Source organism: Pandoraea cepalis (genome assembly GCF_902459625.1).
In the GTDB taxonomy this organism is placed as follows: domain Bacteria; phylum Pseudomonadota; class Gammaproteobacteria; order Burkholderiales; family Burkholderiaceae; genus Pandoraea; species Pandoraea cepalis.
Window position 1 is genome coordinate 995397 of sequence record NZ_CABPRY010000001.1, and the last position, 25674, is coordinate 1021070.

Below are 25674 nucleotides of genomic sequence, written 5' to 3' on the forward strand. Positions count from 1 at the left end.
GTCGTGTCTCCCCCTTATGCCGCACGCAGCACTTGACCGTCGCGGCACATCAGGCACGCACTGACGATGTCGTCGTTGGTATCGATGACGAGCTTGCCTTCCTTGTCGATCACCAGCTTCAGGAAGTCGAGCACGTTACGGGCGTACAGCGCCGAGGCGTCGGCCGCCACCATGCCCGCGAGGTTGGTGTAGCCCGCAATCGTCACGCCATGCACCTTGACGACCTCGTCGGCCACCGACAACGGGCAATTGCCGCCGCCGTTCGCGCCGCGCCCTGCCGCCAGATCGATGATCACCGAGCCGGGCTTCATGGCCTTGACGGTGTCTTCGGCGATGAGCGTCGGCGCGGCGCGCCCCGGAATCAACGCGGTGGAGATGACGATGTCCGCTTGCGTCAAACGTGTGTGCACGAGTTGCGACTGACGGGCGAGCCATGCCGCCGGCATCGGGCGCGCATAGCCGCCCACGCCCTTGGCGATCTCGCGTTCCTCGTCGGTCTCGAACGGCACGTCGATGAACTTGGCGCCGAGCGATTCGATCTGCTCGCGCACGGCGGGGCGCACGTCCGACGCTTCGATGACCGCACCGAGACGCTTGGCCGTGGCGATGGCCTGCAACCCGGCGACGCCGGCGCCCAGCACGACCAGACGCGCGGCCTTGACCGTGCCGGCGGCCGTCATGAGCATCGGCATGAAGCGCTGATACAGATTGGCGGCAAGCATCACGGCCTTGTAGCCGGCGATGTTGGCCTGCGAGGACAACACGTCCATGCTTTGCGCGCGCGTGGTCCGCGGCGCGGCTTCCAAGGCGAAGGCCGTCACGCCAGCGGCCGCCATGCGCGCATTGTTCTCCGCATCGAACGGGTTGAGCATGCCGACGACGACACTGCCGCGCGGGATGAGTGCGAGTTCCTCGGAGGAGGGGGCCCGTACCTTGAGTACGAGTTCTGCACCTAGGGCGTCGGCGGCGTTGCCTAATGTGGCGCCGGCGGCTTCGAAGGCCGCGTCGGGCACACTTGCGGCGTCTCCTGCACCGCGTCCGACCACGATCTGATGCCCTGACGCGACCAGCTTCTTCACCGTCTCGGGCGTGGCCGCGACACGGGATTCGCCGGTAAGCGTTTCGGCGGGGATGCCGATTCTCATTACGTCTCTCCTTGGGTTTGTGAACTGATCTCATCAGCGGCCAAGGAGCCGCAGCGCGTGCGCTGCCGGGGCAGGCGCATTACCTGTTTCGCCGCTGATGACATTAGTCCTGCACAAACCACTGCAATCGAACTACTGCACAAACCGGTGATGCGGTACTGCCACTGCATGCTGCACATTGCTGGTGCTGGAAGCTTACCCGAAGATGACAGGCACGCCTATTGCACGAAACCGCATATGGATATGCCGACGGGGTCGGGATCACGGTCGCCGTGGCCGACCGACCGGTCGGTCGCCTCGCCCGCCACGGTCACGACGCTCACCGGTCTTCAGCGCCAAACCCCGCCAGACGGTAAAATGCTGCTTTTATCGGGGTAACGTCTCGGACCGACCGCGTGGGCCAACCGCCCGCCACGGTCCATGGGGCCCGTCAGGTCCCCCGTCCCGCAAGGATGCGTCATGAATGCACGCTGGAAGCCCAACGTGACGGTCGCCGCGGTCGTTGAGCGCGACGGCCGTTTTCTGTTTGTCGAAGAGCAAAAGCGTGAGGGCCTGTTGATCAACCAACCGGCCGGTCATCTGGAGCCGGGCGAGTCGATTCTCGACGCGGTGCGCCGTGAAGTGCTGGAAGAGACGGCCTATGCGTTCGCGCCCCAGCATCTGCTGGGCATCTATCTCGCCCCCGGCCCCGGCGACATCGCGTATCTGCGCTTCGCGTTCACCGGCACGTTGGGCGAGTTCGATGCGTCGCGCACGCTCGACGACGGCATTGTCGGCACCGTCTGGCTGACACCGGACGAAGTGCGTGCCCAGCGCGCGCGCCATCGCTCGCCGATTCTCGAGCGCTGCATGGACGATTACCTGCGGGGGGTACGTTACGACCTCGCTCTACTTTTGACCCATCCGGCGAGCGCCGGCGGGCAAGGCAACACATGAGTCAAAAACGCGTAGTGGTAGGCATGTCGGGCGGCGTGGATTCGTCGGTCACGGCATGGCTGCTCAAACAACAAGGCTATGACGTCGTCGGACTGTTCATGAAGAACTGGGAAGACGATGACGACAGTGAATACTGTTCGACCCGGCAGGACTGGATCGACGTGGTCTCGGTCGCCGATCTGATCGGCATCGACGTCGAAGCCGTGAACTTTGCCGCCGAATACAAGGACCGCGTGTTCGCGGAATTCCTGCGCGAGTATTCGGCGGGCCGCACGCCCAATCCCGATGTGCTGTGCAACGCCGAGATCAAGTTCAAGGCGTTTCTCGATCACGCCGTGGCGCTGGGCGGCGAGACCATCGCCACGGGCCACTACGCCCGCGTGCGCGAGCGCGATGGGCGCTTCGAGCTGCTCAAGGCGTTCGACCACACCAAGGATCAGAGCTACTTCCTGCACCGGCTGAACCAGCAGCAGCTTTCACGCACGATGTTTCCGCTCGGCGAAATGCCGAAGACGAAGGTTCGCGAGCTTGCCGCCCAGATTGGATTGCCGAACGCGAAGAAGAAGGACTCGACCGGCATTTGCTTCATTGGCGAGCGACCATTTCGCGACTTCCTCAATCGCTACCTGCCGACCCAACCGGGCCCGATGAAAACGCCTGACGGTGCGGTCGTGGGCGAGCATGTGGGCCTGGCGTTCTACACCCTGGGCCAGCGCAAGGGCATCGGACTCGGGGGCAGCCGCGAAGGCTCCGGCGAGCCGTGGTTCGTGGCGCGCAAGGACATGGCGAGCAACACGTTGTATGTGGTTCAGGGCCACGATCATCCGTGGCTGCTCTCGGACACGCTCGATGCCGAAGACCTGTCGTGGGTCGCGGGCGAGCCGCCAGCCGAGGGCACGCGCTGCGGCGCCAAGACTCGCTACCGGCAGGCCGACGCCGCATGCGAAGTGGTGCGTGCCGACGCCGACGCGCTCACGTTGTCGTTCTTGGACGCGCAGTGGGCTGTCACGCCGGGGCAATCGGCCGTGCTGTATGACGGCGAGGTCTGTCTGGGCGGCGGCATCATCGCGGCCACGACGCCGGCCGACGCCGGCAGCGCTAACCCCCAGGCCGTCGTGGCCGCCAAACACGCCATCCTCAATACGCATTGAATCCGCCGGCGCTCGCCGGGGGACCCCCGGCCGCGTGCCGGCGAGTGTCCCCCTAAAGCAAGGAGATTTCATGTTCTCGCGCCGATTCCTGGCTCTGTGGCTCGTCGTGGCGTTGCTCCTGGCAACGTTGGCGGGCGTGCTGTTCGACGGTTGGCATCCACTCTGGCCGTTGCCGTTCGCGGCGCTGGTGGCGCTCGGCGTGTGGGATATCGTGCAGCAGCGTCACGCCGTGCTGCGCAACTACCCGCTGTGGGGACACTTCCGGTTTCTGTTCGAGTTCATCCGCCCCGAAATTCGCCAGTATTTCGTGGAAGACGATACGTCAGAAACACCCTTCTCGCGTGCCCAGCGCAGCATTGTCTATCAGCGCGCCAAGGGCGATGTCGACAGCCGGCCGTTCGGCACCGAGATCGATGTCAAGGCGACGGGCTATGAATGGATTGCTCACTCGCTCGCGCCGACTGTCCTGAAGGATCACGACTTTCGCATCACCATTGGCGCGGATCGTGCACAGCCGTATTCGGCGTCGATCTTCAATATCTCCGCCATGAGTTTCGGTGCCCTGTCTGCCAACGCCATCCGTGCACTCAATCGAGGTGCGAAGCTCGGCAACTTCATTCATGACACCGGCGAGGGTTCCATCTCACCGCATCACCGGGAGCAGGGCGGCGACCTGATCTGGGAAGTGGCCTCGGGCTACTTCGGATGCCGCAACGACGACGGCACCTTCAACGCCGAGAAATTCGCGGCGCAGGCGACCACGCCTCAGGTGAAGATGATCGAGGTGAAGCTCTCGCAAGGCGCAAAGCCGGGACACGGCGGCGTGCTGCCCGCGGCCAAGATCACGCCGGAGATTGCCGCCACGCGCGGCGTGCCGATGGGGCAGGACTGTATTTCGCCGTCGCGTCACAGTGAGTTCTCGACGCCGCTTGGGTTGCTGCAATTCGTCGAGCGTCTGCGCACGCTGTCGGGAGGCAAGCCGACCGGGTTCAAGCTGTGCATCGGCCATCCATGGGAATTTTTCAGCATTGTGAAGGCGATGCTCGAGAGCGGCATTCTGCCCGACTTCATCGTCGTGGACGGCTCGGAAGGCGGCACGGGCGCCGCGCCGCTCGAGTTCACCGATCACGTGGGTGCGCCGCTGCAGGAAGGACTTCTGCTCGTGCACAACACGCTCGTGGGGGCCGGGTTGCGCGAGAAGATCCGCATCGGTGCATCGGGCAAGATCGTTACGGCATTCGACATCGCCCGCACGCTGGCCATCGGCGCCGACTGGTGCAACTCCGCGCGCGGCTTCATGTTCGCGATCGGCTGTATTCAATCGCAGAAATGTCACACCGACCGCTGCCCGACGGGCGTCGCAACGCAGGATGCGTTGCGTCAGCGCGCCTTGGTGGTGCCGGACAAGGCGCAGCGCGTGCACCAGTTCCACGCGCATACGTTGCATGCGTTGCAGGAGTTGATTCAGGCGGCGGGGTTGTCGCATCCGTCCGACCTGCGAGCGCATCACATCGTCGAGCGTGTGTCGACCAACGAGATTCGCCTGATGTCGGAATCGCTCAAGTACCTTGCGCCGGGCGATCTGCTGCGCGGCCAGTTCCGTTACCAGCTCTACGAAAAATACTGGCCGATGGCGCGCGCCGACAGTTTCTCTCCGGCTGAGGTCACCTGACCGAACGGCGCAAGCCCAGGCAAGAGGCTTCCACCACAACCCGACGCGATGCTGCGCCGGGTTTTTTTACGTTTCCCGACAGTTTTCTTCCCAAATACGATAACGCCGAGGTCAGGCATCGCACATTAAGGTCTCCACCGGATGATGCTCGCGGGCGGACTCGCCTATGGTGTGGCCTTCGACTTTGTCATCCCGGCGACCGCCCGTCGTCAGAGGAGGAGCCTATGAGTACGGTGCGATTTCTGATCAGCCACCACGACATCAAACTGAATGTGAACGGTCTCGTACACACGCTGCCGGCCGGCGGCATGACCGCCACCCATTCGGATGCGACGATCGATGCCCCAGGGCCGGTGATGTCACACGATTTTCACGCCTGCGACCTGCAGGCGCTGTACCCCGATGTCGTCGATCTGCTCGACCGCCGTCCGCTCGGCGTTTTTCATCGACAGGCGGCACGCACGCTGATTCTCGAGCCCAGCATGGTCGACGTGGCCATGACGTTGCAAAACGTCGACCGCATGGCGATGCTGCGTTTCTTCTACGTCTATTGCCTGTGTCGCGATCAGCGGTACTTCTCGGCCATGTTGCGTCAGACGATTGCGGGCAGCCATTCGCTGTTCGATTTCGTCGAAGCCAATTTTCACCGGCCGTGGCCGGTCGGGCGGCTCGCCGAAGAGTTTGGCATGCCGCTGCGCAAGTTTCGCTACCTGTTCCAGCAAACGTATGGCATGCCCGCGAAGCAGTGGCTGCTGGAGCGACGCCTTCGGCTGGCGCGCGATCTGCTGCTGTCCACGCGTCACAAAGTACTCGACATCGCGCTTGAGTGCGGCTTCACCAACCATGCGCACTTCACCGACACGTTCCGCAAGCGCTTCGATTGCGCGCCGACGGAAATCCGGCTGGGCACGCCGCCGCAGCGCGGCGGCGGCCGTGTCGCCATGCCGCAAGCGGATGCCTATGCCGCCATGCGCGCCGATCTGGTCGCGGGGCACGGTGCCCTCACCGACAGGGGCGTGCAATGAACGTCGAGGAAATCCATCGCGGCATGTCCGAAGGGGTGCGGAGCCTGTCGGACCAAGCGACGCAGGCCGTGCGCGCAGGGAAAGCCGACGACCCTCGGGATATGCTCGATGTCCAATTCAAGTTGCAGCAGTTCTCGACAATGGTCGGGCTGCATAGCGCAACGCTCAAGCTCATCAAGGACACGCTGATGGGCATCATCGCCAAGATCGCATGACGTGCGCAGACCCTGTGTTGCACAACGCCGCCGATTCATGGCTGGACGCGTCGATCCGGCAAATCGTCGTCGAACTGGCGCTGGCGGGTGCACATCACGGCATGCACTCGCAAGCCCGCGTGATCCTGCACGCCTTGCCGTCGCTCGTGACGGATCGTGAGACGCGTCAATGGCTGCACTCGGCGCTTCTCATCGCGCTCGGCGATACGCGCGCGGCGCGCGCCCACCTCGCCAAGATCGTGGCGGCCGGGCATGACGCCAACCCGACGGGCGACGTGCTTGCCCGCTGGCTTGACGCGATGGACGCGAGCCAGTCCGCCAACGCGATGTCGCCGACGTCGCGCGCGTTGTCCTCTTCGTCCTCCTCCTCTCCTCCCGTTCCCTCGTCATGACCACTTCTCAGATCCCTGCGGTACTTGCGTACGCGTCTGCCATTGCAACGCCAGCGAACGCCGCGCTCGTACCGGTCAACGCCAGCGAGCACGACGCCGTTCATTTCGGTCAGGCCCTCGCGAGCGCGCCGTCGCTGCCGGAGCATCATTTGCTCAGCGCAGCGGGCAAGCTCGCGGGCAACACCGAACGCCTGGCCGAGCGGGTGGCGATCGACGAGCGCACGCTGGACGATCCGACCCGCATGCTTGCGATGCAGCGAGCCCTGACCGAGCGCGTGCTGGCCTTGGAGTTCGTGGCGAAGGTCGCGGGCGCCGCCACGCAAGGGGTGAACAAGCTGGTGCATATGCAATGACGCGCGGCCGTCGCATCGTCGACGTCCTGGCGAGATCGGCGAGACGCACTCCGTCCGTGGCACAAATCCGTTGGCGCGGCCGATGGCTGCTGGGCAGCCTGCTCTTGATCTCGCTCGCCGGGTGCAAGGTCGAACTGCATCGCTCGCTGAGTGAGACCGAGGCCAACCAGATGTTGGCGCTATTGCTGGTGTCCGGGCTGCAGGCCGACAAGCGCGCCGACACCGCGGGCATGACGGTTCGCATCGAGCGCAGCGATTTCGTGCGCGGTGTCGAGGTGCTGCGCCAGCACGGCTTGCCGCGCCAGAAGCGCGCGTCCGTCGAGGATGTCTTTCCACCAGGACAACTCGTCAGTTCGCCTGTGCAGGAGCAGGCGAAGCTGATCTATCTCAAGGAGCAGCGACTCGAGCGCATGCTCGCGTCGCTCGACGGTGTGATGGTGGCCGAAGTCTCGATCGCGCAGGTGCCGACGGATTCCGCAGGGCGCACGACCTTGCCGCCCGGCGTGGCCGTCTTCGTGAAGTACAGCCCCGAGATCAATATGACGCAGCGTATGACGGATATTCGCAGCCTGGTTCACGACAGCGTGCCGGGGGTGACGCCCGAGCGCATCAGCATCGTGTTGCAGCCCGCCGATTATCGCTTGCCTCGTGCGTCCGTCGACGCGTCGACAGGTGCGCCCACGGGCCCGTTGACGGATCGCGGACGCGGGCTGCCGACGGTGGCGTGGGGCGTGGTCGTGGCGGCGTGTATCGGGGTGGCCGCTGCCGCGGTGGTGGCGTGGCGTCGGCGCGCATCATGGGTGCCGCGTTTGCGCGCCCGCGTATCGAAGGCATCGTGACGCGCGCGTACTCCGGCGGCGCTACCCAACTTGCACGCCTGATCTGGCAGCCCGGCATGCAAATGGATGTCGGTTGGTGGCACGCGTTCGATATGTTGCCTTGGCGAGAGACCTACCAGCGACACGCCGCGTGCCGCGCGTCCATCGACGGTCTGGTCATCGCCCGGCGCGGCTGGCCGGGCGCGGCGGCGGGCGATTGCGTACCCCCGCAAGGCAACACGGCGCAAGCGATGCTGAGGCGGTTGCCGAACCTGCGACGTCTGTCGTTGGCCCACGGCTTGCGCGCGATGAGATGTCCGGACTATCTCCTGCTCGGCACGTACCGCCGTGCGTTGTCGTCGTGGCTCGACGCCTGGCAGTGCGACCGTTTGCTGCTTACGCGTCGGGATTGGCCTGCCAGTGCCACCCTGTCGCCCGAGCAGGTCGTTCCTGCGGCGCTTGCGGTCACCGGCGCGTGCCTGGATGGCGCGTCTGAGCTGCCGTGCGTCGACGTGGCGACGGTGAACAAGGCCGCCAGACTGTTGCTTCCCCCGCCGGCCGACATTGAACCGTTTGCGGCGGGTGAGCGCTCGACGAACGAGGACATCTGGCTGCGGTTTGCAGCGCTGGAGAAGATGCTATGTATGTCGTCGACTTCGCCTTGACGGCCATCGAAGCGATGGATGGCCCCGCGCCTGCGGGGCCGGTGATTTCCCGCCAGGCACTCGAGGGGCTGCGCGAACAGGCAAGTCTGCGGGCTCGCTGGATGGCGCAGGCAAAGACCGAGCGTGACGCCGCGCTGGCTGACCGCGAGCAGGCACGTATCGATGCGCAGGCGCTGCGCGACGCGTGGCGGGACGCGGCGCGCGAGCAGGCCCGACAGGAGGCGGCGGCGCTTGCGGAAGCGGCCCGCCGTGACGCCGTGGCGCAGGCCGTTGCATGGCTGGTCGACGAGGCGTCGCTCGAGCGCGACATCGCTCGCTCGCTGGAGCGTCGCGTGACAGACGCCCTGAGCGCCGCGCTGTCGAATTTCGTCTCCCCGCTCGATGTCGGTGAGCGCTTCGCGCAACGCGTCGCACTCGCTTTACCCGCGCTGGTGCGCGAGGGAGCGCTCGTGCTGCGAGTGCCGCCCGCCCATCGCGACGGCGTGGCCGATGCCTTGCGAGCGGCCGATATTGTGCTGGCCTGCACGGCGGATGCCACGCTGGTTGGCCGGCAGGCCCGCATCGAAAGCGAATGGGTGACGGTGTGCCTGGATCTCGACGTGGATCTCGCGGCAGTCCTCGAGCGCCTGAACGCGAGTCCCGATCTGGAGATCGCTGATGGTTGAGCGCTTGCCATCGTCCGGTCCATCGGCGGGTCGGGCACCCCAGGAAAACAAGGCCGTTGAGCGCCGCGTGGCGGACGAATGGCTGCCGCTGGATGGTGAGGCAAGCGCGGCGCGAGGGTTGCCTGCCGACATGCCGGGACATATCGCGCTTATCGAAGCGACCATCTCACAGAACGAAGAGGCGGCGGTCGCCGAATCTCAAGAGAATCTCAGCTTCGCCCTCGGGGTGCGATTCCGCAGGACGAGCGATCGCGATGTGCGCGACGACAAGCAGCGTGCGCGCGCCTTGTTCGAGCAGCAGATGCATCGGTTTGCGCGTGTGAACGCGGCGCAATTCGAGCGACTGCGAGGGCAGTTGCGCGATCTTCCGTTCGTTCCCGACCCCCATCAACTGATTCGCCAGGCCCACCTGTCGGCCGGGCATGCGGCATTGGTCGTTGCGGCCTGGTTGGCCGAAGGCGGGCTGGACAGCGCAACGCGCAGCCGCTTGCGCCGGACGCTGGACGAACTGACGTCATCCGAGACGTGGGCGATCGAGGCCTTCGCGGCGCTGGAATGCGGTAGCGGGCAAAACCCAGGCATGGCGCTGCTGCAACAACTCAAGTCGCTGTTTCGTCAGTCACAAGGATCGCAGCGCTCGTTGACGCAATGGTTCGACGAATGCCGGCGCTTTGCGCAGCGTCGTGCGCGGTTGCGCGCGCTGATGCAGGCGCTGGGGTTGGAATTAGGCGCGCGAGAGGCCGGTGCGGAGCTCCCGCGTCTGGCGGCCGTCATCGACGATCTTCGTCGTGTAGTGCTGTTTCTCACGCTGGAGTCGGCGTGCGAGCAAGCGGCGCAGACATTGCGCGCCGCAGGCGCTCGCGCGTTCGAGACGGACACGATGATCTCGGAGATGCTCACGTTACTGGATCAGCCGTGGGTGGGCGTGGAATGGCTTGCGCAACGCGCGGCCTATCTAGGCATGGTGACGATCGACGCGCGCTACGCGTTTGCGCGCGAATTGACTCGGCTGGTGCAGTCGGCACATGACGGTTGCTTTCGCGACGAGACACAACGCGAGACGCTCGGCGAAGCACTGGATGGCTGGCGCGCGGAGATCGCCCACGAGGGAGAGGTGACCGGGGGGTAGTGGGGAAGTGGGGAAGTGGGGAAGTGGGAACGCGAGGATCGGGGGGATGGACTGGCGCACAACGGATGCGCCAAAGGGTGTCGGCTGCGCTCAGGCGCGCAGGTGCTCCCGGCAGAGCTTGATACGGTCATAGAAATCGGTGAGCGCTTGCGCGAACGGCTCGGGCTCAGCGGCGGCTTCGTCCGTCACCTGCGCGTGAAGAATCAGACGACGGTCGCGTTCGCGCAACTGCACGTGCCCGGTGACGGCCCATTCGGCCGGCTCAATGAGAAATTGCAGAAGCCGCTCACTGTTGGCACGATGCAGACGCGCGGCTTCGTCGGTGGCCACGACGGCGTGAATACTGCACGCCTGGTTTTTCAAGGTTTCCACGATGATGCTGGGCGAGGCGGTAAACGTCAGCTCGATGGGCGAGTGATTGTCGACGGCATCAATCTTGCCCGGGTCGCAGCCGATCAACTTCAGCGCTTCGACGAGAGTTTTCGCTAGGTCGTAACTTGGCATGATATGCGTGGAGAGTGGAAGAAATCGACGACGCGCCCCGTGCCAGCGTCCTGCGACAACGCGGTGACGAAAACCGCTCGCGCGGGGCGCGCGATGCCGAAGGTTCCCACGATTGGGTCGCGCAGACTTTGGTCGCGCGAGCTGGGTTGTCGCTTCTGCGCACACGCGAGCATCGGTCGACGCCCACCGTCGCTCCCGTCGTCATGACGATGACCCGTAAGACGTGGCGTACCGCCGCGCGACGCCCTCGAGAATCACCTCGGCGGCGCGCACCGCTTGCATCTGTGATTGCGCAAGCGCGTGCTGTGCGGGCGCAAGCGGCGCGTGCAGCGCCTGTTGCAGCGTCTGGCGCGCGACATCGAGCTGTGTGCCGATGTCGCGCGCGACAGCCTCGGGCGCGGCGGCGAGGCGGTCTTCAAGCTGGGTCAGGCGAATCGTCATGCAGCGTCTCCGGAGACAGGGGTAAGTAGAAAAGCCGGTCATGCGAGCCGATCGACACGCCGCCCGTATGAATCGCGATTACGCGTGTGCCGCCGGGCAGGCGCGCCCCTTGCGCCAGACGCGTGCCGTCGGCGAGGGTGATCTGCGGCGCGTTGGGCGAACCGCCTATGCTCACGAGCGGCGCGGAAAAGCCCGTTTCAGCCAGCGTCGGGATCTGGGGCGGCAGCGGCTCGATGCGCACCGGCATCGCGTTGTCACCGGTGTTCCATGTGTCGACGATGCCCTTCAACGACGCCTGGCGTCCCACGGTCAGTGCCCCGGTAAGCCGCCATCCATTGCGGTCGCGGGCGATATCGATGCCGCGCAACTGGCCGGCGTCGCGTAGCGTCTTCAACAGCCGCTCGAAGCTGTTGGCCGTGCCTTCTGCCACGCGCCAGCCATGCGGCAGCGCCAATGCATCGAGCGCGTTGGCGGCTGATCGCCAGCGGGCGTCGGCGACCGTCGGCGCACCGATGAGCACTTCGCCGTCCGGCGTGACGCTCACCTGTGCGGTACCGAAGCCGTGCAACCGTAGCAACGTGCGCACTGTCTGTATGGAATTCGCAGGGCACCAGGTCTCGTCGCTCAACGCTTTGCCCAGCCAACGCGCCTCGGCGCGCAGTCGTGCAAGCGCGTCGTCGTCGATGCAGCCGCCGGACAGACGTACCCCGTTGTCGCTGTGATCCAGCACGACGCCGGGCGCGACGCGTGCCGCGAGCGCTTTGAGCGCGTCGGGCGGTGGCGGCGCGGCGATGACGTTGGCGGTGCCCGTGCGCCAGATCGCGACGCCCGCCGCCGCGATCAGTAACGATAGTCCCGTGACGGCGATCCAGGCAGTCGGGGCGCGAGCGCGCCGCGCAGGGGCTTCGGCCGCTTGGGGGGCTTCGGGCGCGAGGGTCATGCGAGGCGATGCCGCGTGCTCGGGACGCCGCTCCGGACGTTTTGGCATGGGCACGGGCGCGCTTTCGCTACCGTCGCCAAGCCAGATGCCGAGGCCAGCAAGATCGATCGCGGTATGCAGCGGGAGCCTGAGCGTGTCGGCCGCGCGATCATCCGATGCGGCGATGGGCACGCCGTCGACCCAGACCGGCGCCGGCGTGAGCAGCCGAACGCCATCGTCGTCGACGCCCAGCGCGATCTGTGCGCCATGATCGAGCGTCATCGCGATATCGGAATCACTGTCGCCGATCGTGAGTGTGCCCGGCGGCAGCGGCATGGGTCGTCCGGCGAGGGGGCCGTCGAGCAGCGTGAGCGTGAGCATACTCATGCTCATGCGCTCGGCAGGTCGGCCGCCGGCTCGGCCTTGATCAGAAACAGACGCATGACACTGTCGCTCCGGTTGCTCGTCGAACTGAACAGACGGCCGATGAGCGGCAGATCCCCCAGCAGGGGAATCTTGCGCTCCTGCTCGTGCTGCGCGTCTTGCACGAAGCCGCCGAGCAGCAGGCTTTGCCCCGCCTGGAGCGTGGCATGCGTCGAAATCGAGGAGTTGCGGATCGTCGGGACCTCGTTGCGGCTGTTGCGTTCGCTGCGCACTTCGCCGCCGTCTTCGATATTGAGGGTGAGCATCACCTGCTCGCGACCATCGCCTTCCTGGGGAACGAGTCGCGGCGTGACACGCAATAGCGATCCCGACGTCACGCTCTCCAGTTTGGCGACCTTCTCGCCTGAGACCTTGGTATAGAACGTCACGCTGCGATCGAGCACGGCCTGCATATTGTCGAGCGTGACGATGGATGGGCGGGATAGTACGCGCGCCTTGGAGTTTCGCTCCAGCGCGCTCAAATTGACCATGAACTTGTTGGTGTCGCCGACCAAAGTCGTGAACGTGCCGGTGTCCCCATTCTGTGTCTGCGAGTTCAGCGACACGGCGCCAAAGCCGCCCAGCCGGGCGCTGCCGGAGAAGTCGACGCCAAGTTCGGCGATGTCGCTGGCGTTGACGTCGATGATCGCCACCGAGATGTCGACCAGGCGAGGCCGGATGTCGAGTTGCGCGATCAGGTCGCCGTAGATCGGCAGATTGCGTCGCCGCTCACGCACGATGACCGCATTGCGACGCGGATCGGCGGAAAAGCGCGGCGTGCCGGAGCGCGAGCCGGTGGCGACGGGAAGGCGGGCGTCAAGGCCGGCGCCGGCCGACGCGCCCGGCGAGGCAAACGCCGCCGCAGTGGCACCGAGCGGGCCGGCGCCGAGAATCAAATCCTTCAGTACGCTGACAACGCCCGGCACGACGACTTCCTGCCCGCGATAAAAGTACCTCGTGTCGTCGGCCGTCGCGAATTTCAGGGGAAATATCTTGATGGTCTCTTCGCTTTCCTGCTGATCGCGGGCGTCGCGTTCGAGGTGGTCTGCGAGCATGGCAACCGTCTCGATGCAGGCGGGAACGCCGGCGATTTCAAGGGCGTGGGTGGCCGGAATCGCCCGCGCCACGCAGTGCCGCGGGTGCAGCACACCGGCATTGCGCAGGTGCCCGAGCAAGTCGCTGGGCGAGGCGTAACGCACGGACATGACGCGCCGCGTTGCCTCGCTGGCTTTATAGACGTTCAGCGTCTGGCCGTTGAAGTACCACGAAAGCCGATAACGTTCCGATAGGGCATCGAGGGTCGCCTGAGCGGCACCCGCAGGTAGCGTGCCGATGAAGCGATCGGCGACGTGCGGACTCACAACGGTCGGAATGCCGTGGTGCGCCCCGAAGTCGCGCAACAACTCCGCGAGAGGCGTGCCTGCGCTCTGGAAGACGAACGGGCCGCCGCGCCAGACCGGCGTGCCCGGTGAGACCCGGGACGCATGCTCCGTGAGGGGCGCGGCAAACGACGCGGTGGCCAGCGTGACGCACAGGCTCCCGGCAAGCAGGGCGACGGTGCGCGAAGTGAAGGAAGGCGGCATGGTCAGCAGCGGCGCAGCGCGTGAAGACGGCGGCTGGCGTCTGCCGCCCCGGCGGGACGACCGGACGCGTGGGGCGTGAATGATGCAGGTGGCACCGCGTCGGCGCGCGTGCCCTGAGACGTCACCATCATGCAGGCCAGCAGTTGGCGACGAAGCTGCGCTTCCACGCGTGCGGCCGGTTCGCCGGCGTCGAAGCGGTGGACCCACCAGAGGACGTCGTTCGCAAGGCACAGGCTGTCGTCGCGCAACGCCGGCTGACCGGCCAGCACGAGGCAGAGCCGCAAGAGCCAGCGTGCGAGCGCCGGGTCGTCGTCGAGTGCGGCGGCGAGCGGTTGCGCATGGGGCTGAGCATGGGGCTGAGCATGGGGATGGACTTGCATATGGGCATGCGACGGCAGTGTCAGCGCCGTTGCGACGCAATAGCCGCCGTCGGCTCGACACGTCCAGCCGCGTTGGCCGTCGAGATCGAGCGCAATGCGCGCGCCCTGTACGTCGCGCGGGGCAATCCAGTCGAGCGCGGCAAGCGCAAATGGCAAACGCATAGGTATCTGAAGGAGGCAGTGCACGGGCACGGGGAACGAAGCGTATGCGACATCGGCGGCATACGCCATCACGGGTCGCCGTCGATCGACACGGCGGCGCACAAGATTCCTCATTATCAAGCGCAGAGGTGCCGGCACAATCCGGCGCAGACCTGAAGTGACGCTCGGGCGCCGCGGTTTGGGGGGCTTTCCCACGTCCGGCGTCAGGTGAAGGCACAAGATTCGCGCAAGTGGCCCGAAGTCGATAGAAAGTGAACAAAAATCCGTATGAGTGCTTGCGTGAGTGCTTATGACCAACTGTCGAGGAGCTGCGAATGACGGGGTGTATCGGTGTCGTCGTTGTCGAAGACCACGAGTTACTGGCCGACGGACTCTGCTGCCTGATCGAGCACGATCTCGGTTGGCGCGTGCTTGCCCGGATCGTCAACGGGCTCGATGTCTACCGGGCCTGCGTGGTGCATCGACCGACCCTGATGATGCTGGATCTGGGCCTGCCCGGCATGGACGGCGTGGACGTGATCCGCCAATGCGCCCAGCGCTGGCCCGACCTGCGCATCGTCGTCAACTCGGCCAGCAACGACAGCGAGCGGGCGCGCCAGGCGCTGGAAGCCGGGGCGGCGGCTTACGTCCTCAAAAGCAGCGCCCGCGCGACGTTGATCCACGCGTCGTATCAGGTCATACGTGGCGAGCGTTTCGTCGATCCGGCCGTGTTCGGTGGCATACACGATCCGGCGGGCGCGCGCCACGTGCCCCGCCCATGCGCGTTCGAGATGCCCGAACGGCTGCTGACGCTGCGTGAGCGGCAGGTGCTCAAGCTGGTCGCGGAAGGGCAACGCAATCGCGACATCGCGCAACTGTTGTCGATCAGTGTGAAGACGGTCGAGACCCACCGGCTGAACATGATGCGCAAGCTCGACGCACACAACGTGGCAGATATCGTGAATTGGGCACATCGACTACGCATGATGCTGTGACGATGGCGGCCCCTCGTCGGAACGCCCGCCGCGAAATTCAGGTGTGCGCCGGATAGCCCCCTCGGCCGTGGATGCGCGACCATGCCCGCTGCCGCTACCTGAGCGCCCTCCGAGCCGCGCGTGCGCCGCCAGCACGTTCCCAACGCAAGATCGCCGATGGACACCCAGACTCAACGCAAGCTCGAGCAGCTCTTCGAATTGCTGGCGCTACCGCCGCAACGTGTGGCCCCTCGCATGCGCGTGGTGCTCGCACCCTGCGTGCTGATGATCGAGGTCGATGCGCAGGGCGTGACGTTGGTGTTGACGCTGATCGATCGCGCCGCCCGCGCGCAGCGGTGGCTGCCCATGTTGCTGCAAACCTGCGCGCCGGAGTGGAGTCTCGGCATTCCCGTGCGGGCATGTGTGGCGCAGGGGCGCCCGATGTTGATCGCCACGCCGCCGGCGAGCGGCAACTCACAGGCCGTCGAATGGTTTGATTGCCTCGGCCGCATGCGGCGCCTGTTGGCGCGGATCGATGCCCGGCAGCAGCAGGAGATTTGCCCGTGACGCGCCTGCTGCCCTGGCTTCGCGTCGCTGCCGGCCGGCAGGACATCGTGCTGGCCGCGCTGCTGCTCGTCACGGTGCTGATGATCATCATCCCGATGCCGCCGTCGGTGATGGATCTGCTCATCGCGCTCAATCTGGGCCTGTCGCTGTTGCTGCTGATGGTGGCGCTCTATATCAACGAGCCGCTCGATTTCTCGGCGTTCCCGTCCGTACTGCTGATGACCACGCTGTTTCGGCTGGGGCTCACGATCAGCACCAGCCGCCTGATTTTGCTGCGCGCCGACGCGGGCGACATCGTCTACACGTTCGGCGATTTCGCCGCAGGCGGGAACATTGTCGTCGGCATGATCGTGTTTCTGATTATCACTGTCGTCAACTTCATCGTCATCACGAAAGGCTCGGAGCGCGTGGCCGAAGTCGGCGCCCGGTTTTCGCTCGATGGCATGCCCGGCAAGCAGATGAGCATCGACGGCGATTTGCGTGCGGGCACGATCGACGCCGCCGAGGCCAAGCGCCTGCGCCGCGTCGTGCAGAAGGAGAGCCAGTTCTACGGCGCGATGGATGGCGCGATGAAGTTCGTCAAGGGGGATGCCATCGCCGGGCTCGTCATCATCGTGGTGAACTTGCTGGGTGGCATCGGGGTGGGCGTTTTCATGCGCGGCATGAGTGCGGGCGATGCGGCGGCGATCTACGCGATTCTCTCCATCGGCGACGGGCTGGTGTCGCAGATTCCGGCGCTGCTCATTTCCGTGACGGCGGGCATCATCGTGACGCGGGTGCCTGGCGAGCAACGTCGCAACCTGGCGCGCGAACTCACCGATCAGCTTGCCGCACAGCCGCGCTCGCTGACGTTGGCGGCCGTGGTGCTCGTGCTCTTCGGTCTGATCCCCGGCTTCCCGATGCACTATTTCCTCCTGCTCGCGGCGCTGGCGGGGACCGCCGCGTGGTGGGTGAAGCGCAGAGAGGGCGAGGGCCAAGGGGACAAGGACGGCGCGCAGGGCGAAGCCGGCGGCGCGCAAGCGAAACCGGGACGCCCGGGCGCGCAGCCGCTGCAGGCACGGGTGGGGGCCGCGCTGGCCGAGGCGGCGGGCGGCACTGCGGTGCTCGCCGCGCGCATCGATGCCCTGCGTGATCAGAAGTTCGAGCAGTTCGGCGTGCCAATGCCCGAGGTGCAGGTGGTCGTCGACGCCGGCCTGCCGGGCGAGACGCTGGATATTCAGCTCTATCACGAGAGCGTGATGACGATTGATGTGGCCCCTGACACCGCATTGGCGCAGCACGACGCGGCGCATCCGATCCCCGCGCTGCGCCGCCTTGACGCCGGTGCGCCGCGCGAGATGCCGTTGCCGTTCGGCGGGCAGATCCTTTTTTGGCTGGACGATGCGCAACGCCAGGCGTGGCAGACGCGAGGCGGCACTGTGATCGTGGGCGCGGACCGTGTGGCGCACTGCGTGTCGCTGGTCATCGACGCGCATGCCGCCGATTTCCTCGGTGTGCAGGAAGCGCGTTTCCTGATGGATGCGATGGAGGATCGCTACGGCGAACTCGTCAAGGAGCTGCAACGCCAATTGCCGATCAGCCGCACGGCGGAGGTGCTGCAGCGACTGGTCGCCGAGGGCGTGTCGATTCGTGACCTGCGGCGCGTGTTCGAGGCCCTGATCGAATGGGCCCCGCGCGAGCGCGATCAGATCATGTTGACCGAGTACGTGCGGCTCAGTCTGCGACGTCACATCACCCGGCGTTTTCGACGGGGCGCCGAACATATCACCGGATGGAACGTGGGCCGCGGCATCGAGGACACCGTGCGGGCCGCCGTGCGGCAGACGGCGTCGGGGTCCTATGCCGATCTGAATCCCGCGCAGACCGACGCGATTCTGAACGCCATCGATGGCGCACTGACCACGCATGACGGCACGCCGGCCGTACTGTTCACCGCCATGGACGTTCGACGCTTTCTGCGCAAGCTCGTCGAGCGCGAACGCGCCGATCTGGCGGTGTTGTCGTTTCAGGAAGTGGCCGACGAGCCGCATGTGCGGGTGCTGGGCACGATCGACGTGCAGGGAACCTACTGAGATGCGTCGCCCGGACGCCGCACGCATCGCCCATGGGCTTCGTCGAACGCTCGACGCGCGGCGCGAGGCGTGTGACGAGTGGCGGCGGATGTCCGGCGGTGAAGCGCGCTGCGGGCGTATCGACAAGATCACCCCGAATGCGATGCGTGCCCGATTGCCGGGCGCGGCGCTCGGTGAGCAATGCCGCGTGGTCTCGCCGTCGCTCGACGCCGAGGTGATTGCGGTCGAGGGGCGGCATGTCTGGCTGGCGCCGTATGCCGAGCCGAACGGCGTGGCCAATGGCGCGCTGGTGCAGGCGCTGGGAACGTCGTCGCGCGTGGCCGTCGGCGATCACCTGATCGGCGCGGTGCTCGATGGCCTCGGGCGGCCGTTGGCCTCCGCGACGGCGGCCGACGAGGCGCCGAGGTCCGGCGTGGCATGGCGTTCACTCGACACAGCGCCGCCGCCCGCGATGACGCGCGCGCTCGTGTCCACATGCCTGCCCATCGGCATTCGCGCGATCGACGGCATGCTCACCTGCGGTCGCGGCCAGCGACTCGGCATCTTTGCGGCGGCGGGGGGCGGCAAGAGCACGCTGCTGGCGATGATGTGCCAGGGTGCGCAGGCCGATGTGATCGTCGTGGCGCTGATCGGCGAGCGCGGGCGTGAGGTGCGCGAATTTCTCGAGACGGCCCTCACCCCCGAGGCGCGTGCACGGACTGTCTGCGTCGTCGCGACATCCGATCGTCCCGCGCTTGAACGGATGAAGGCAGCCTACACCGCGACGGCCATTGCGGAGGCGTTTCGCGACGACGGCAAAGACGTGCTGTTGCTCATGGATTCCCTGACGCGCTTCGGGCGCGCCGTGCGCGATATCGGGATGGCGGCGGGAGAGCCGCTTGGGGCGACGAGCGGGTTGCCACCGAGCTTCTATGCGCGTCTGCCCCGGTTGCTGGAGCGCGCGGGGACCGGCGTGCGCGGCAGCATCACCGCGTTTTATACGGTGCTCGTGGAAGGCGACAACCTGGATGAGCCGCTCGCCGACGAGGTGCGTTCGATCGTGGACGGTCACATCGTGCTGTCGCGGCGTCTCGCGCAGGAAAATCACTATCCCGCCATCGACGTCGCGAGGAGCCTCTCACGGGTGATGGCGGCGGTGACCGATGCGCCGCATGTCGATGCGGCGGCGCGTGTCAGGCGCGCGATGGCGCTGGCGGCGCAGGTCGAGTTGCTGGTACGCGTTGGCGAATATCAGCCGGGCAACGATCCGGAGACCGACGACGCGCTCGCGCGCGCCCCGGACATCCGCGCCTTTCTTTGTCAGGCGCAGCACGACGTGGCGCCATTCGACGACACGCGCGCATGGCTCGAACATCTCGCGAACTGAAGGACGACGAGGGCCTGGCGGCGTTGGCGGCGCTCGCCCGGCGCCGCGAAGCCAGCCTGCGTGCCGCACTGGCCCGCATGACGGCCGCGGCGCGCGACGCCAACGAGGCGGTCGTTGCGTGCGAGCGCGCGTGCGACGCGCAACGTCGCGCGTGGCAGGACGCATTGTCGCGCGGCGGTGTCTACGGGCCCCGCGAGGCCGCGGGCGCGCCGGGTGCGGTGGAAGTGCAGCGTGCCGCCCTTGACGAGGCGCGGAACCGGCACAGCGCCGCACTCGCGCACGCGAAGCTTGTCGACGCCGAAGTGCATCACCAACGCGAGCGCCTGCAGGCGAATGCACGCAAGCAGGAAAAACTGCGGGAGTTGCTGACGTTTTACCGCCGGTGAATGGGCAATGGGCCGCTGAAGACGGAACAGTCTCACGCCATGACCCGGCGCCGAAGGGATTGCGCACCTATGCCGAACGAAACGCGCTCACCACCATTGCCATCAAAAGGACTTCACGATGCGTACCATTCACCGAAGCGGCCCGTCGGCCGATGCGTTCGTCAGCTTGTCCGAGCGTTCGTCGTCGCAGCGGCGCGGCACGGCAACGCCCGATGGCAGGCCAAGCGGCGACCGTCACGAACGGACCTTCACCCTGGCATGCGAGCCGGCCGCGTGCGTGTCCGGACCCGCCGATGTCCTGCGTTGGTTGCGTGTCTGGCACGTGCGTCAGGATGCCAACTGGGACGGCGGCAGTTCGTTGCGCATGTTGGTGCATGGTGGCGCGCTCGATGCGTTGGTCGTCGAAGCCCGCCGCGGACGGCAGGGCGTGACAGTGAGTCTGCTCTGCGTGCGGCTCACGATGTACCGGCGCTTGCTGGCGCATCGAGGGCGGCTCGAGCGCGCCCTGACGTCGCGCCTGAAGGTGTCCGTCACGATCGAAGTCGAGGCTCGATATGTCCCCTGAGTCGGAGGTCGGGTTAATCGCGGCGTCGACGCCGGGGCCGTTGGATGAGGCGCTCATGGGCGTGGCCTGCGTGGCTTTTGTCGAAGGCGATACCGAAGTCCGTGTCGGCTGGCTACGTGCGGGAGGGGAAGGTCTTATCGTAACGGCACGCGTCGACGAAGGCGTTGTCGGCCAGACGCGCTTCTGGTGCGACGCGCTGCAGTGGTGCGACTGGCTCGCGCCGAACCTGCCGGTCCCGTCGTGGGACGCGCTGCCGCCCGCGTGGCGGGCCAGCGCGGCATCGCTCACGCTGGCGACGGGCGACGTGAGCGCCGATATGCCGCTCGACGCGGCGGTCGGTGCGGCCGACGCCGCCCGCGATACCCGGTCGTGGCCGCGCGCGACTGCCCTCGTGTGCGCGGATGTGGAGACAGCGTGGCGCGTGGGCGTGGTGTTGCAGCGAGAGGGACGTCGGTTGGCGTTGATGTATCTCGACGGCGCGACATCGTGGCTGCGTGAGCGCTGCCGGCGGGCGACGCCAGGCGACACCGCGCTCGATCCGTCGGGATTGCCGACGCGTCGATGTGCGCTGGTGGCGGGGTGGGCGACCTTGCCCAGCGCGCAATGCGAGCGTCTGCAGGTGGGAGACGCCGTACTCCTCGACGTGGCGGCTCACATCGCAGGCGGTGAGTATTGGCTTGTGGACGGCGACCGCGCCGTGGCCATGCATGACGGCCGGCCCTTGGATCGGCGCGTCCTGCAACTCGACGACACGAACGCCAGCCCCCCCGACGACACGCTGTCGACGGCCGCCGGGGCGCGCCGGGAAGCAGCCACCGTGCGTTTGTCTGCCCTCGTCGCAGAAAGGCACTTTCCCATTCCGTTGCTGACGGCCTGGCGTTCACGCAACGACGCGGTTGCCCAAAGCGACGCAATCGCCTGCTCGCTGTCGGCCGATCGAATGACGCTCCTGCGTGACGACTCACCGTGGGCCGCCGGGCATTTGCTGCGTTTCGACGACGGACGACTCGCGGTGTGCATCGACAGCATGATCGGCGCATCCATCGAGAACGCGTCGGTCGACGTCGCGCTCACCGAGCACGACACGCCAGGTGAGAGCGATTCTCCCGGCGATATTTCGGGTCGTGACCGGATGGGCGTGCATCCGGAGACCCCCTAATCTCTCGGATACCCAACCCGGTCGTCAACGACGCTCATTGGAGTTTGCATGTCCCTGCTCGACCACCCGGTGCAGCTCGTCGTCTTGCTTTCGCTGCTCTCGATCATGCCGTTGCTGGTGGTGCTGGGGACTGCGTTTCTGAAGCTGGCGGTCGTGTTCGCCCTGTTGCGCAATGCGCTCGGCACGCAGCAGATTCCGCCCAACATCGCGATTTACGGCTTATCGCTCGTGCTCACCTGCTTCATCATGGCGCCGGTGGCCTTCGACATCGAGGCCAATCTCGAGACGCGTCCGGTATCGCTGTCGTCCAAGGATTTCGTGGCCGATGTCGATGCGAGCGTCCTGTCGCCCTACCGTGCATTTCTCACGCGTCACACCGACGCGAGACAACGCGACTTCTTCGCCAGCGTCGGCCGAGATACCTGGCCTGAGGCGCATCGCGACCGCCTGGGCAGCGACTCGCTGCTCGTCCTGATGCCGGCGTTCGCGCTGAGCCAACTCGCCGAAGCGTTCAAGATCGGGCTGCTGCTGTACCTGCCGTTTGTTGTGATCGATCTGGTGATCTCGAACATCCTGCTCGCGATGGGCATGATGATGGTCTCGCCCATGACCATCGCACTGCCGTTCAAGTTACTGATCTTCGTCATGATGAACGGTTGGGAGCAGTTGGTGCGTCAGTTGATGCTCTCCTACGCATGAAGCGGCCCGGAGCGCACCCATGAGTGAAGCCATCGTCGTCAATCTCACGAGCGAGATGCTCTGGCTCACGCTCCTCCTGTCGCTGCCCACCGTGGTGGTGGCGGCGGCGGTCGGCGTGCTGGTCTCGCTGGTGCAGGCGCTTACACAGGTGCAGGATCAGACCGTGCAGTTCCTCATCAAGCTCATCGCGGTGTCGGTCACGCTGGCCGCCACCTATGCGTGGATGGGCCATGTGCTGCTGCATTACGCGGGTAACGCGTTCGAGCAGATCAGCCGGATGCGGTGAGCGGCATGACGTCCTCCTTCGTGCCGGGCATGGCGCCCGGCGTCGACACCTTGCTCTCGCCGCTGTGGGCCGACCTGTACGGCTGGTTGGTGGCGTGGGGCGTGGCGATGCTGCGCCCGCTGGGCATTGCGATGCTGCTGCCGGTGTTCTCCGTCGGCATGCTCGGCGCCGGCATGTTGCGCAATGCGCTGGTGCTGGCGCTGGCGTTGCCGGTGGTGTCGCTCGTGCATGCTGGCCCGGAAATGCCGTCGCATTGGGGCGCATGGGGCATGCTGGTGCTGCGCGAGTTGTGCATCGGCGGCCTGCTCGGCTTTGCCGCCGCGCTGCCGTTCTGGGCCGTCGACATGACGGGGTACGTGATCGACACGATGCGCGGCGCGTCCATGGCGAGCGTGCTCAATCCATTGATGGGGGCGCAGTCGTCGATCTTCGGCATCGCGCTCACTCAGATGCTTTGCGTGCTGTTCTTTGTCACCCCGGCGGCGCAGGCCTTGCTCACCGCGTTATATGACTCCTACGCCGCGCTGCCGGTGGGGCAGCCGTGGCGATGGCATGACGACAGCGTGGCCTGGCTGCTCGCGCTCTGGCAAGCGATGCAGGTGATGTGCGTGGCGGTGGCGCTGCCGGCGATGGTCGTGATGGTGCTGGTCGATATGTCGATGGGCTTCATCAACCGGGCCGCGCAACAGCTCAACGTTTTTTTTCTCGCCATGCCGGTGAAGAGCGCGATGGCGCTGCTGGTGACGGTGGCCAGTCTGCCGTTTGCCATCGCCGTGCCGCTGCAGGGCTGGTATCGGCTGCCCGACGTGTTTCGCGCCTGGGCCGCGCTGGCGCTGCCTGCATCCTGAGGCCGACATGAGCGAAAAGAGCCAGCCGCCCACCCCCAAGAAGATCGAAGACGAGCGCAAGAAGGGGCGCGTTGCGAAGAGCGCCGATCTTGCCGTGTGCATGCAACTCGGCGTGGTGCTGGCGTGGTTGACGTTCGAAGGCCCGGCGCTTTACGACGCGCTGCAAGCGCTCGTCGCGCGCATGTTAGGGGTGCTCAACGATCCGGTGGACGACGCCGTACGCGGCATGCTCGGACCTTCGCTGCTGCTCTTCGTGCGTTTCGTGGGCGGTCTTGCCGTGCTGTTGATCGTGACGACCTGGCTGGCGATGGTGTTGCAGGTCGGCATGCTCGTGGCGCCCGAGAGCGTTCGTCCCAAGTATGAACGGATCGATCCCATCGCCAAGGCCAAGCAACTGTTCTCGATGCAGTCGCTCTTCGAATTCGGCAAGTCGCTCGTCAAGGTGGCGGTGCTGGCCGTGGTCTTTTTCTATCTCATCCGGCAGTACACGCCGTCGCTCGCCGCGCTGCCGCAGTGCGGGCCGTCGTGCGGTCTTGCCCTCACGGTGCGGTTGATGTTCTGGCTGATGGCGGTGTTGGTTATCGCGTACGTGGTGTTCGGCGGGCTCGACTTCGCGTATCAGAAGTATCAGCTTCGCAAGCAATTGATGATGTCCCACGACGAGATCAAGCGGGAATCCAAGGAGGTCGAGGGCGACCGGGAGATCAAAAACAAGCGGCGCGACATTCATCGGGAAACGATCGAAAGCGGCAGTCTGTCGGACAACGTGAAGCGGTCGACGGCCGTGGTGCGCAACCCGACCCGTATCGCGATTTGTCTGCGCTACGTTCCCGGCGAGACGGCCGTGCCGATGGTGATCGAGAAGGGCCGCAACGAACGTGCGCGGACCATCGTCCGGCTCGCCGAGCGCGAAGGCGTGCCGATAGTCGAGCACGTGCCCGTGGCGCGCCGCCTGATGGACGACGTCGAGATCGACGCACCGATTCCCCCCGATCTGTTCGACGCAGTGGCCGCGATTCTGCGGCTCGCGCTCGACCTGCCTTATGAGGTGCAAGCGGCGAACGCCGCGCCGCACGCCGATGCAATGCCGCAGGACGGCTGCGTCGCAGGCGGCATGAAGGACGCGCCCACGCGCTCGGCTTCGGGAGACGGCGTATGAGTGGGCGCCGGATTCGGGACTTGTGCGGGTGGCGCGCACGGCTCGCGGGAGGCGTGCTCGGCGTGTTGAGCATGATGGGACCGTCGGTGTCCGTATGGGCGATGGACGGGGGACTGCTGCCGCGTCACCCGCGAGTGGCTGACGCGCAGCTCGTGGTGCCCGTGCCGCGGGCCATGGCAGACGTGTTGGCGCGGCCCGCGCAAGCGCCTGTCGTCGCCAGCCCCGGCGACGCGGACGCACCGACGTCGATCATCGCCACCTCCCGCGACACGGCGGCACCGATGTCTGTCGTCGCCACCTCCCGCGACACGGACGCACCGACGTCTGCCGACCCCGCGCTGCCCTTCGACGCGTTGGTGCAACGCGCGGCGCAAGTGGCGTCGGTTGATGCGGCGCTGCTGCACGCCATTATCGACACTGAATCGGGATATGATCCGCAGGCGGTGTCCGTGCGGGGGGCGATCGGGTTGATGCAGGTGCTGCCGCGCACTGGCGAGCGCTTCGGCGTGCGACGTCTCGAAGACCCCGCGGAGAATGTACGCGCTGGGGCGTCCTACGTCCGCTGGCTGCTGGCGCGCTTCGACGGCGACCTGACGCTGGCATTGGCGGCCTACAACGCGGGGGAGGGTGCGGTGCTGCGTTACGGGCGTCAGATCCCGCCGTTCCCGGAGACGCAGAATTACGTGCGCAAGGTGATGGCCGGATACGCTCGGCTACGTGACGCGGGTCCGGTGCCAGCGGTGCCCTCGCGACCGTTGCCACCCATGCAGCCCATGCAGCCTGCCGCCATCCTTGTCGATACGAAGCCCGATACCACGGCGCCCGCCACGACAACGCCGGCTCGGGAGCGCGGCGATACGCCCTCGGACGAGGCCGCGGGGGAACGCGCCTGGCGTTTGCTGCGAGGGGTGGGGGCGCTGCTGACACGCAGCCCGTCGGCGCAAGCCTCCGACAGCCGCGGACGCGACCGGCCAGCGGTCGTCTTGCCCGCGCGCGGGCGGGCGCGAGGCGCTGGCCCTGCGGTCGGCGGATAGGA

The 25674-nt window shown here is 66.4% G+C and carries 29 protein-coding genes; 23 read left to right on the forward strand and 6 right to left on the reverse strand.

Annotation, left to right across the window (positions count from 1 at the left end; all coding sequences use genetic code 11):
- Positions 1-14: 14 nt before the first annotated feature.
- Complete coding sequence (locus PCE31107_RS04550) at positions 15-1145, reverse strand: Re/Si-specific NAD(P)(+) transhydrogenase subunit alpha (protein WP_130024975.1); 1131 nt, start codon at positions 1143-1145, stop codon at positions 15-17.
- 459 nt (positions 1146-1604) lie between these two features.
- Here PCE31107_RS04550 and PCE31107_RS04555 point away from each other — a divergent pair, with 459 nt between their 5' ends.
- From PCE31107_RS04555 to PCE31107_RS04605, 11 genes are all read left to right on the forward strand, one after another.
- A complete protein-coding gene (locus PCE31107_RS04555) occupies positions 1605-2081 on the forward strand; it encodes an NUDIX hydrolase (protein WP_017233978.1) in 477 nt (158 codons plus the stop codon).
- Entirely contained in the window at positions 2078-3232 is a 1155-nt protein-coding gene (gene mnmA / locus PCE31107_RS04560; RefSeq protein ID WP_150606734.1) for a tRNA 2-thiouridine(34) synthase MnmA, read from the forward strand. The genes PCE31107_RS04555 and mnmA overlap by 4 nt, the downstream gene beginning before the upstream one ends.
- 70 nt (positions 3233-3302) lie before the next feature.
- Positions 3303-4904: an FMN-binding glutamate synthase family protein gene (locus tag PCE31107_RS04565; protein WP_130024976.1), complete on the forward strand. Its 1602-nt coding sequence runs from the start codon at positions 3303-3305 to the stop codon at positions 4902-4904.
- Positions 4905-5128: 224 nt separating this feature from the next.
- On the forward strand, positions 5129-5929 hold the full coding sequence (locus PCE31107_RS04570; protein ID WP_240756173.1) for a helix-turn-helix transcriptional regulator: 801 nt from the start codon (positions 5129-5131) through the stop codon (positions 5927-5929).
- On the forward strand, positions 5926-6144 hold the full coding sequence (sctF, locus tag PCE31107_RS04575; RefSeq protein ID WP_130024977.1) for a type III secretion system needle filament subunit SctF: 219 nt from the start codon (positions 5926-5928) through the stop codon (positions 6142-6144). Before PCE31107_RS04570 ends, sctF begins: the two co-directional genes overlap by 4 nt.
- Positions 6141-6536, forward strand: coding sequence for a DUF1039 domain-containing protein (locus PCE31107_RS04580; RefSeq protein ID WP_150606736.1), 396 nt, complete (start codon positions 6141-6143; stop codon positions 6534-6536). Before sctF ends, PCE31107_RS04580 begins: the two co-directional genes overlap by 4 nt.
- Positions 6533-6889, forward strand: a complete 357-nt coding sequence (sctI, locus tag PCE31107_RS04585) for a type III secretion system inner rod subunit SctI (protein WP_150606738.1) — start codon at positions 6533-6535, stop codon at positions 6887-6889. Before PCE31107_RS04580 ends, sctI begins: the two co-directional genes overlap by 4 nt.
- Before the next feature lie 56 nt (positions 6890-6945).
- Entirely contained in the window at positions 6946-7728 is a 783-nt protein-coding gene (gene sctJ / locus PCE31107_RS04590) for a type III secretion system inner membrane ring lipoprotein SctJ (protein ID WP_217425180.1), read from the forward strand.
- Positions 7686-8372 carry a type III secretion system domain-containing protein gene (locus PCE31107_RS04595; protein WP_150606742.1) on the forward strand — a complete coding sequence of 229 codons (687 nt, stop codon included), beginning with the start codon at positions 7686-7688 and terminating at the stop codon, positions 8370-8372. Before sctJ ends, PCE31107_RS04595 begins: the two co-directional genes overlap by 43 nt.
- Positions 8348-9037, forward strand: coding sequence for a hypothetical protein (locus tag PCE31107_RS04600; protein ID WP_150606744.1), 690 nt, complete (start codon positions 8348-8350; stop codon positions 9035-9037). The genes PCE31107_RS04595 and PCE31107_RS04600 overlap by 25 nt, the downstream gene beginning before the upstream one ends.
- Positions 9030-10166: a TyeA family type III secretion system gatekeeper subunit gene (locus tag PCE31107_RS04605; protein ID WP_130024983.1), complete on the forward strand. Its 1137-nt coding sequence runs from the start codon at positions 9030-9032 to the stop codon at positions 10164-10166. The genes PCE31107_RS04600 and PCE31107_RS04605 overlap by 8 nt, the downstream gene beginning before the upstream one ends.
- 90 nt (positions 10167-10256) lie before the next feature.
- Here the strand turns inward: PCE31107_RS04605 and PCE31107_RS04610 are convergent, their stop codons facing one another.
- The 5 genes from PCE31107_RS04610 to PCE31107_RS04630 all read right to left on the reverse strand — a co-directional run bounded on the left by PCE31107_RS04610 (position 10257) and on the right by PCE31107_RS04630 (position 14578).
- Positions 10257-10670, reverse strand: a complete 414-nt coding sequence (locus tag PCE31107_RS04610) for an InvB/SpaK family type III secretion system chaperone (protein ID WP_130024984.1) — start codon at positions 10668-10670, stop codon at positions 10257-10259.
- Between the two features lie 201 nt (positions 10671-10871).
- Positions 10872-11111 (reverse strand): EscE/YscE/SsaE family type III secretion system needle protein co-chaperone, encoded by a 240-nt coding sequence (locus PCE31107_RS04615; RefSeq protein ID WP_165385232.1) that lies wholly within the window; start codon positions 11109-11111, stop codon positions 10872-10874.
- Positions 11086-12417, reverse strand: coding sequence for a type III secretion system inner membrane ring subunit SctD (gene sctD, locus PCE31107_RS04620; RefSeq protein ID WP_174966538.1), 1332 nt, complete (start codon positions 12415-12417; stop codon positions 11086-11088). The genes PCE31107_RS04615 and sctD overlap by 26 nt, the downstream gene beginning before the upstream one ends.
- Before the next feature lie 2 nt (positions 12418-12419).
- Complete coding sequence (locus tag PCE31107_RS04625; RefSeq protein WP_150606748.1) at positions 12420-14036, reverse strand: EscC/YscC/HrcC family type III secretion system outer membrane ring protein; 1617 nt, start codon at positions 14034-14036, stop codon at positions 12420-12422.
- 2 nt (positions 14037-14038) lie between these two features.
- A complete protein-coding gene (locus tag PCE31107_RS04630; RefSeq protein ID WP_150606750.1) occupies positions 14039-14578 on the reverse strand; it encodes a hypothetical protein in 540 nt (179 codons plus the stop codon).
- A gap of 314 nt (positions 14579-14892) precedes the next feature.
- Here PCE31107_RS04630 and PCE31107_RS04635 point away from each other — a divergent pair, with 314 nt between their 5' ends.
- From PCE31107_RS04635 to PCE31107_RS04690, 12 genes are all read left to right on the forward strand, one after another.
- Complete coding sequence (locus PCE31107_RS04635; RefSeq protein ID WP_150606752.1) at positions 14893-15552, forward strand: two component system response regulator; 660 nt, start codon at positions 14893-14895, stop codon at positions 15550-15552.
- Positions 15553-15708: 156 nt separating this feature from the next.
- A complete protein-coding gene (locus tag PCE31107_RS04640) occupies positions 15709-16098 on the forward strand; it encodes a hypothetical protein (RefSeq protein WP_130024990.1) in 390 nt (129 codons plus the stop codon).
- Positions 16095-18170 carry a type III secretion system export apparatus subunit SctV gene (gene sctV / locus PCE31107_RS04645; protein ID WP_150606754.1) on the forward strand — a complete coding sequence of 692 codons (2076 nt, stop codon included), beginning with the start codon at positions 16095-16097 and terminating at the stop codon, positions 18168-18170. Before PCE31107_RS04640 ends, sctV begins: the two co-directional genes overlap by 4 nt.
- A gap of 1 nt (position 18171) precedes the next feature.
- Complete coding sequence (locus PCE31107_RS04650) at positions 18172-19536, forward strand: FliI/YscN family ATPase (RefSeq protein ID WP_150606756.1); 1365 nt, start codon at positions 18172-18174, stop codon at positions 19534-19536.
- Positions 19512-19922 (forward strand): hypothetical protein, encoded by a 411-nt coding sequence (locus PCE31107_RS04655; protein WP_150606758.1) that lies wholly within the window; start codon positions 19512-19514, stop codon positions 19920-19922. The genes PCE31107_RS04650 and PCE31107_RS04655 overlap by 25 nt, the downstream gene beginning before the upstream one ends.
- 118 nt (positions 19923-20040) lie before the next feature.
- Positions 20041-20487 carry a hypothetical protein gene (locus PCE31107_RS04660; RefSeq protein ID WP_130024994.1) on the forward strand — a complete coding sequence of 149 codons (447 nt, stop codon included), beginning with the start codon at positions 20041-20043 and terminating at the stop codon, positions 20485-20487.
- Entirely contained in the window at positions 20477-21646 is a 1170-nt protein-coding gene (locus PCE31107_RS04665) for a hypothetical protein (protein WP_150606760.1), read from the forward strand. The genes PCE31107_RS04660 and PCE31107_RS04665 overlap by 11 nt, the downstream gene beginning before the upstream one ends.
- A 48-nt stretch (positions 21647-21694) precedes the next feature.
- Entirely contained in the window at positions 21695-22345 is a 651-nt protein-coding gene (sctR, locus tag PCE31107_RS04670) for a type III secretion system export apparatus subunit SctR (protein WP_150606762.1), read from the forward strand.
- 19 nt (positions 22346-22364) lie between these two features.
- Entirely contained in the window at positions 22365-22631 is a 267-nt protein-coding gene (gene sctS, locus PCE31107_RS04675; RefSeq protein ID WP_017233091.1) for a type III secretion system export apparatus subunit SctS, read from the forward strand.
- Between the two features lie 5 nt (positions 22632-22636).
- Complete coding sequence (sctT, locus tag PCE31107_RS04680) at positions 22637-23479, forward strand: type III secretion system export apparatus subunit SctT (RefSeq protein WP_150606764.1); 843 nt, start codon at positions 22637-22639, stop codon at positions 23477-23479.
- A gap of 7 nt (positions 23480-23486) precedes the next feature.
- Entirely contained in the window at positions 23487-24638 is a 1152-nt protein-coding gene (locus tag PCE31107_RS04685; RefSeq protein WP_150606766.1) for an EscU/YscU/HrcU family type III secretion system export apparatus switch protein, read from the forward strand.
- Complete coding sequence (locus PCE31107_RS04690; RefSeq protein ID WP_246181706.1) at positions 24635-25672, forward strand: lytic transglycosylase domain-containing protein; 1038 nt, start codon at positions 24635-24637, stop codon at positions 25670-25672. The genes PCE31107_RS04685 and PCE31107_RS04690 overlap by 4 nt, the downstream gene beginning before the upstream one ends.
- Positions 25673-25674: the final 2 nt, after the last annotated feature.

Bases quoted from the DNA above. Each gene is read 5' to 3' on its own strand.
- PCE31107_RS04550 (WP_130024975.1), bottom strand. From the start codon at position 1,145: ATGAGAATCGGCATCCCCGCCGAAACGCTTACCGGCGAATCCCGTGTC.
- PCE31107_RS04555 (WP_017233978.1), top strand. From the start codon at position 1,605: ATGAATGCACGCTGGAAGCCCAACGTGACGGTCGCCGCGGTCGTTGAG.
- mnmA (WP_150606734.1), top strand. From the start codon at position 2,078: ATGAGTCAAAAACGCGTAGTGGTAGGCATGTCGGGCGGCGTGGATTCG.
- PCE31107_RS04565 (WP_130024976.1), top strand. From the start codon at position 3,303: ATGTTCTCGCGCCGATTCCTGGCTCTGTGGCTCGTCGTGGCGTTGCTC.
- PCE31107_RS04570 (WP_240756173.1), top strand. From the start codon at position 5,129: ATGAGTACGGTGCGATTTCTGATCAGCCACCACGACATCAAACTGAAT.
- sctF (WP_130024977.1), top strand. From the start codon at position 5,926: ATGAACGTCGAGGAAATCCATCGCGGCATGTCCGAAGGGGTGCGGAGC.
- PCE31107_RS04580 (WP_150606736.1), top strand. From the start codon at position 6,141: ATGACGTGCGCAGACCCTGTGTTGCACAACGCCGCCGATTCATGGCTG.
- sctI (WP_150606738.1), top strand. From the start codon at position 6,533: ATGACCACTTCTCAGATCCCTGCGGTACTTGCGTACGCGTCTGCCATT.
- PCE31107_RS04595 (WP_150606742.1), top strand. From the start codon at position 7,686: ATGGGTGCCGCGTTTGCGCGCCCGCGTATCGAAGGCATCGTGACGCGC.
- PCE31107_RS04600 (WP_150606744.1), top strand. From the start codon at position 8,348: ATGTATGTCGTCGACTTCGCCTTGACGGCCATCGAAGCGATGGATGGC.
- PCE31107_RS04605 (WP_130024983.1), top strand. From the start codon at position 9,030: ATGGTTGAGCGCTTGCCATCGTCCGGTCCATCGGCGGGTCGGGCACCC.
- PCE31107_RS04610 (WP_130024984.1), bottom strand. From the start codon at position 10,670: ATGCCAAGTTACGACCTAGCGAAAACTCTCGTCGAAGCGCTGAAGTTG.
- PCE31107_RS04615 (WP_165385232.1), bottom strand. From the start codon at position 11,111: ATGACGATTCGCCTGACCCAGCTTGAAGACCGCCTCGCCGCCGCGCCC.
- sctD (WP_174966538.1), bottom strand. From the start codon at position 12,417: ATGAGTATGCTCACGCTCACGCTGCTCGACGGCCCCCTCGCCGGACGA.
- PCE31107_RS04625 (WP_150606748.1), bottom strand. From the start codon at position 14,036: ATGCCGCCTTCCTTCACTTCGCGCACCGTCGCCCTGCTTGCCGGGAGC.
- PCE31107_RS04630 (WP_150606750.1), bottom strand. From the start codon at position 14,578: ATGCGTTTGCCATTTGCGCTTGCCGCGCTCGACTGGATTGCCCCGCGC.
- PCE31107_RS04635 (WP_150606752.1), top strand. From the start codon at position 14,893: ATGACGGGGTGTATCGGTGTCGTCGTTGTCGAAGACCACGAGTTACTG.
- PCE31107_RS04640 (WP_130024990.1), top strand. From the start codon at position 15,709: ATGGACACCCAGACTCAACGCAAGCTCGAGCAGCTCTTCGAATTGCTG.
- PCE31107_RS04650 (WP_150606756.1), top strand. From the start codon at position 18,172: ATGCGTCGCCCGGACGCCGCACGCATCGCCCATGGGCTTCGTCGAACG.
- PCE31107_RS04655 (WP_150606758.1), top strand. From the start codon at position 19,512: ATGGCTCGAACATCTCGCGAACTGAAGGACGACGAGGGCCTGGCGGCG.
- PCE31107_RS04660 (WP_130024994.1), top strand. From the start codon at position 20,041: ATGCGTACCATTCACCGAAGCGGCCCGTCGGCCGATGCGTTCGTCAGC.
- PCE31107_RS04665 (WP_150606760.1), top strand. From the start codon at position 20,477: ATGTCCCCTGAGTCGGAGGTCGGGTTAATCGCGGCGTCGACGCCGGGG.
- sctR (WP_150606762.1), top strand. From the start codon at position 21,695: ATGTCCCTGCTCGACCACCCGGTGCAGCTCGTCGTCTTGCTTTCGCTG.
- sctS (WP_017233091.1), top strand. From the start codon at position 22,365: ATGAGTGAAGCCATCGTCGTCAATCTCACGAGCGAGATGCTCTGGCTC.
- sctT (WP_150606764.1), top strand. From the start codon at position 22,637: ATGACGTCCTCCTTCGTGCCGGGCATGGCGCCCGGCGTCGACACCTTG.
- PCE31107_RS04685 (WP_150606766.1), top strand. From the start codon at position 23,487: ATGAGCGAAAAGAGCCAGCCGCCCACCCCCAAGAAGATCGAAGACGAG.
- PCE31107_RS04690 (WP_246181706.1), top strand. From the start codon at position 24,635: ATGAGTGGGCGCCGGATTCGGGACTTGTGCGGGTGGCGCGCACGGCTC.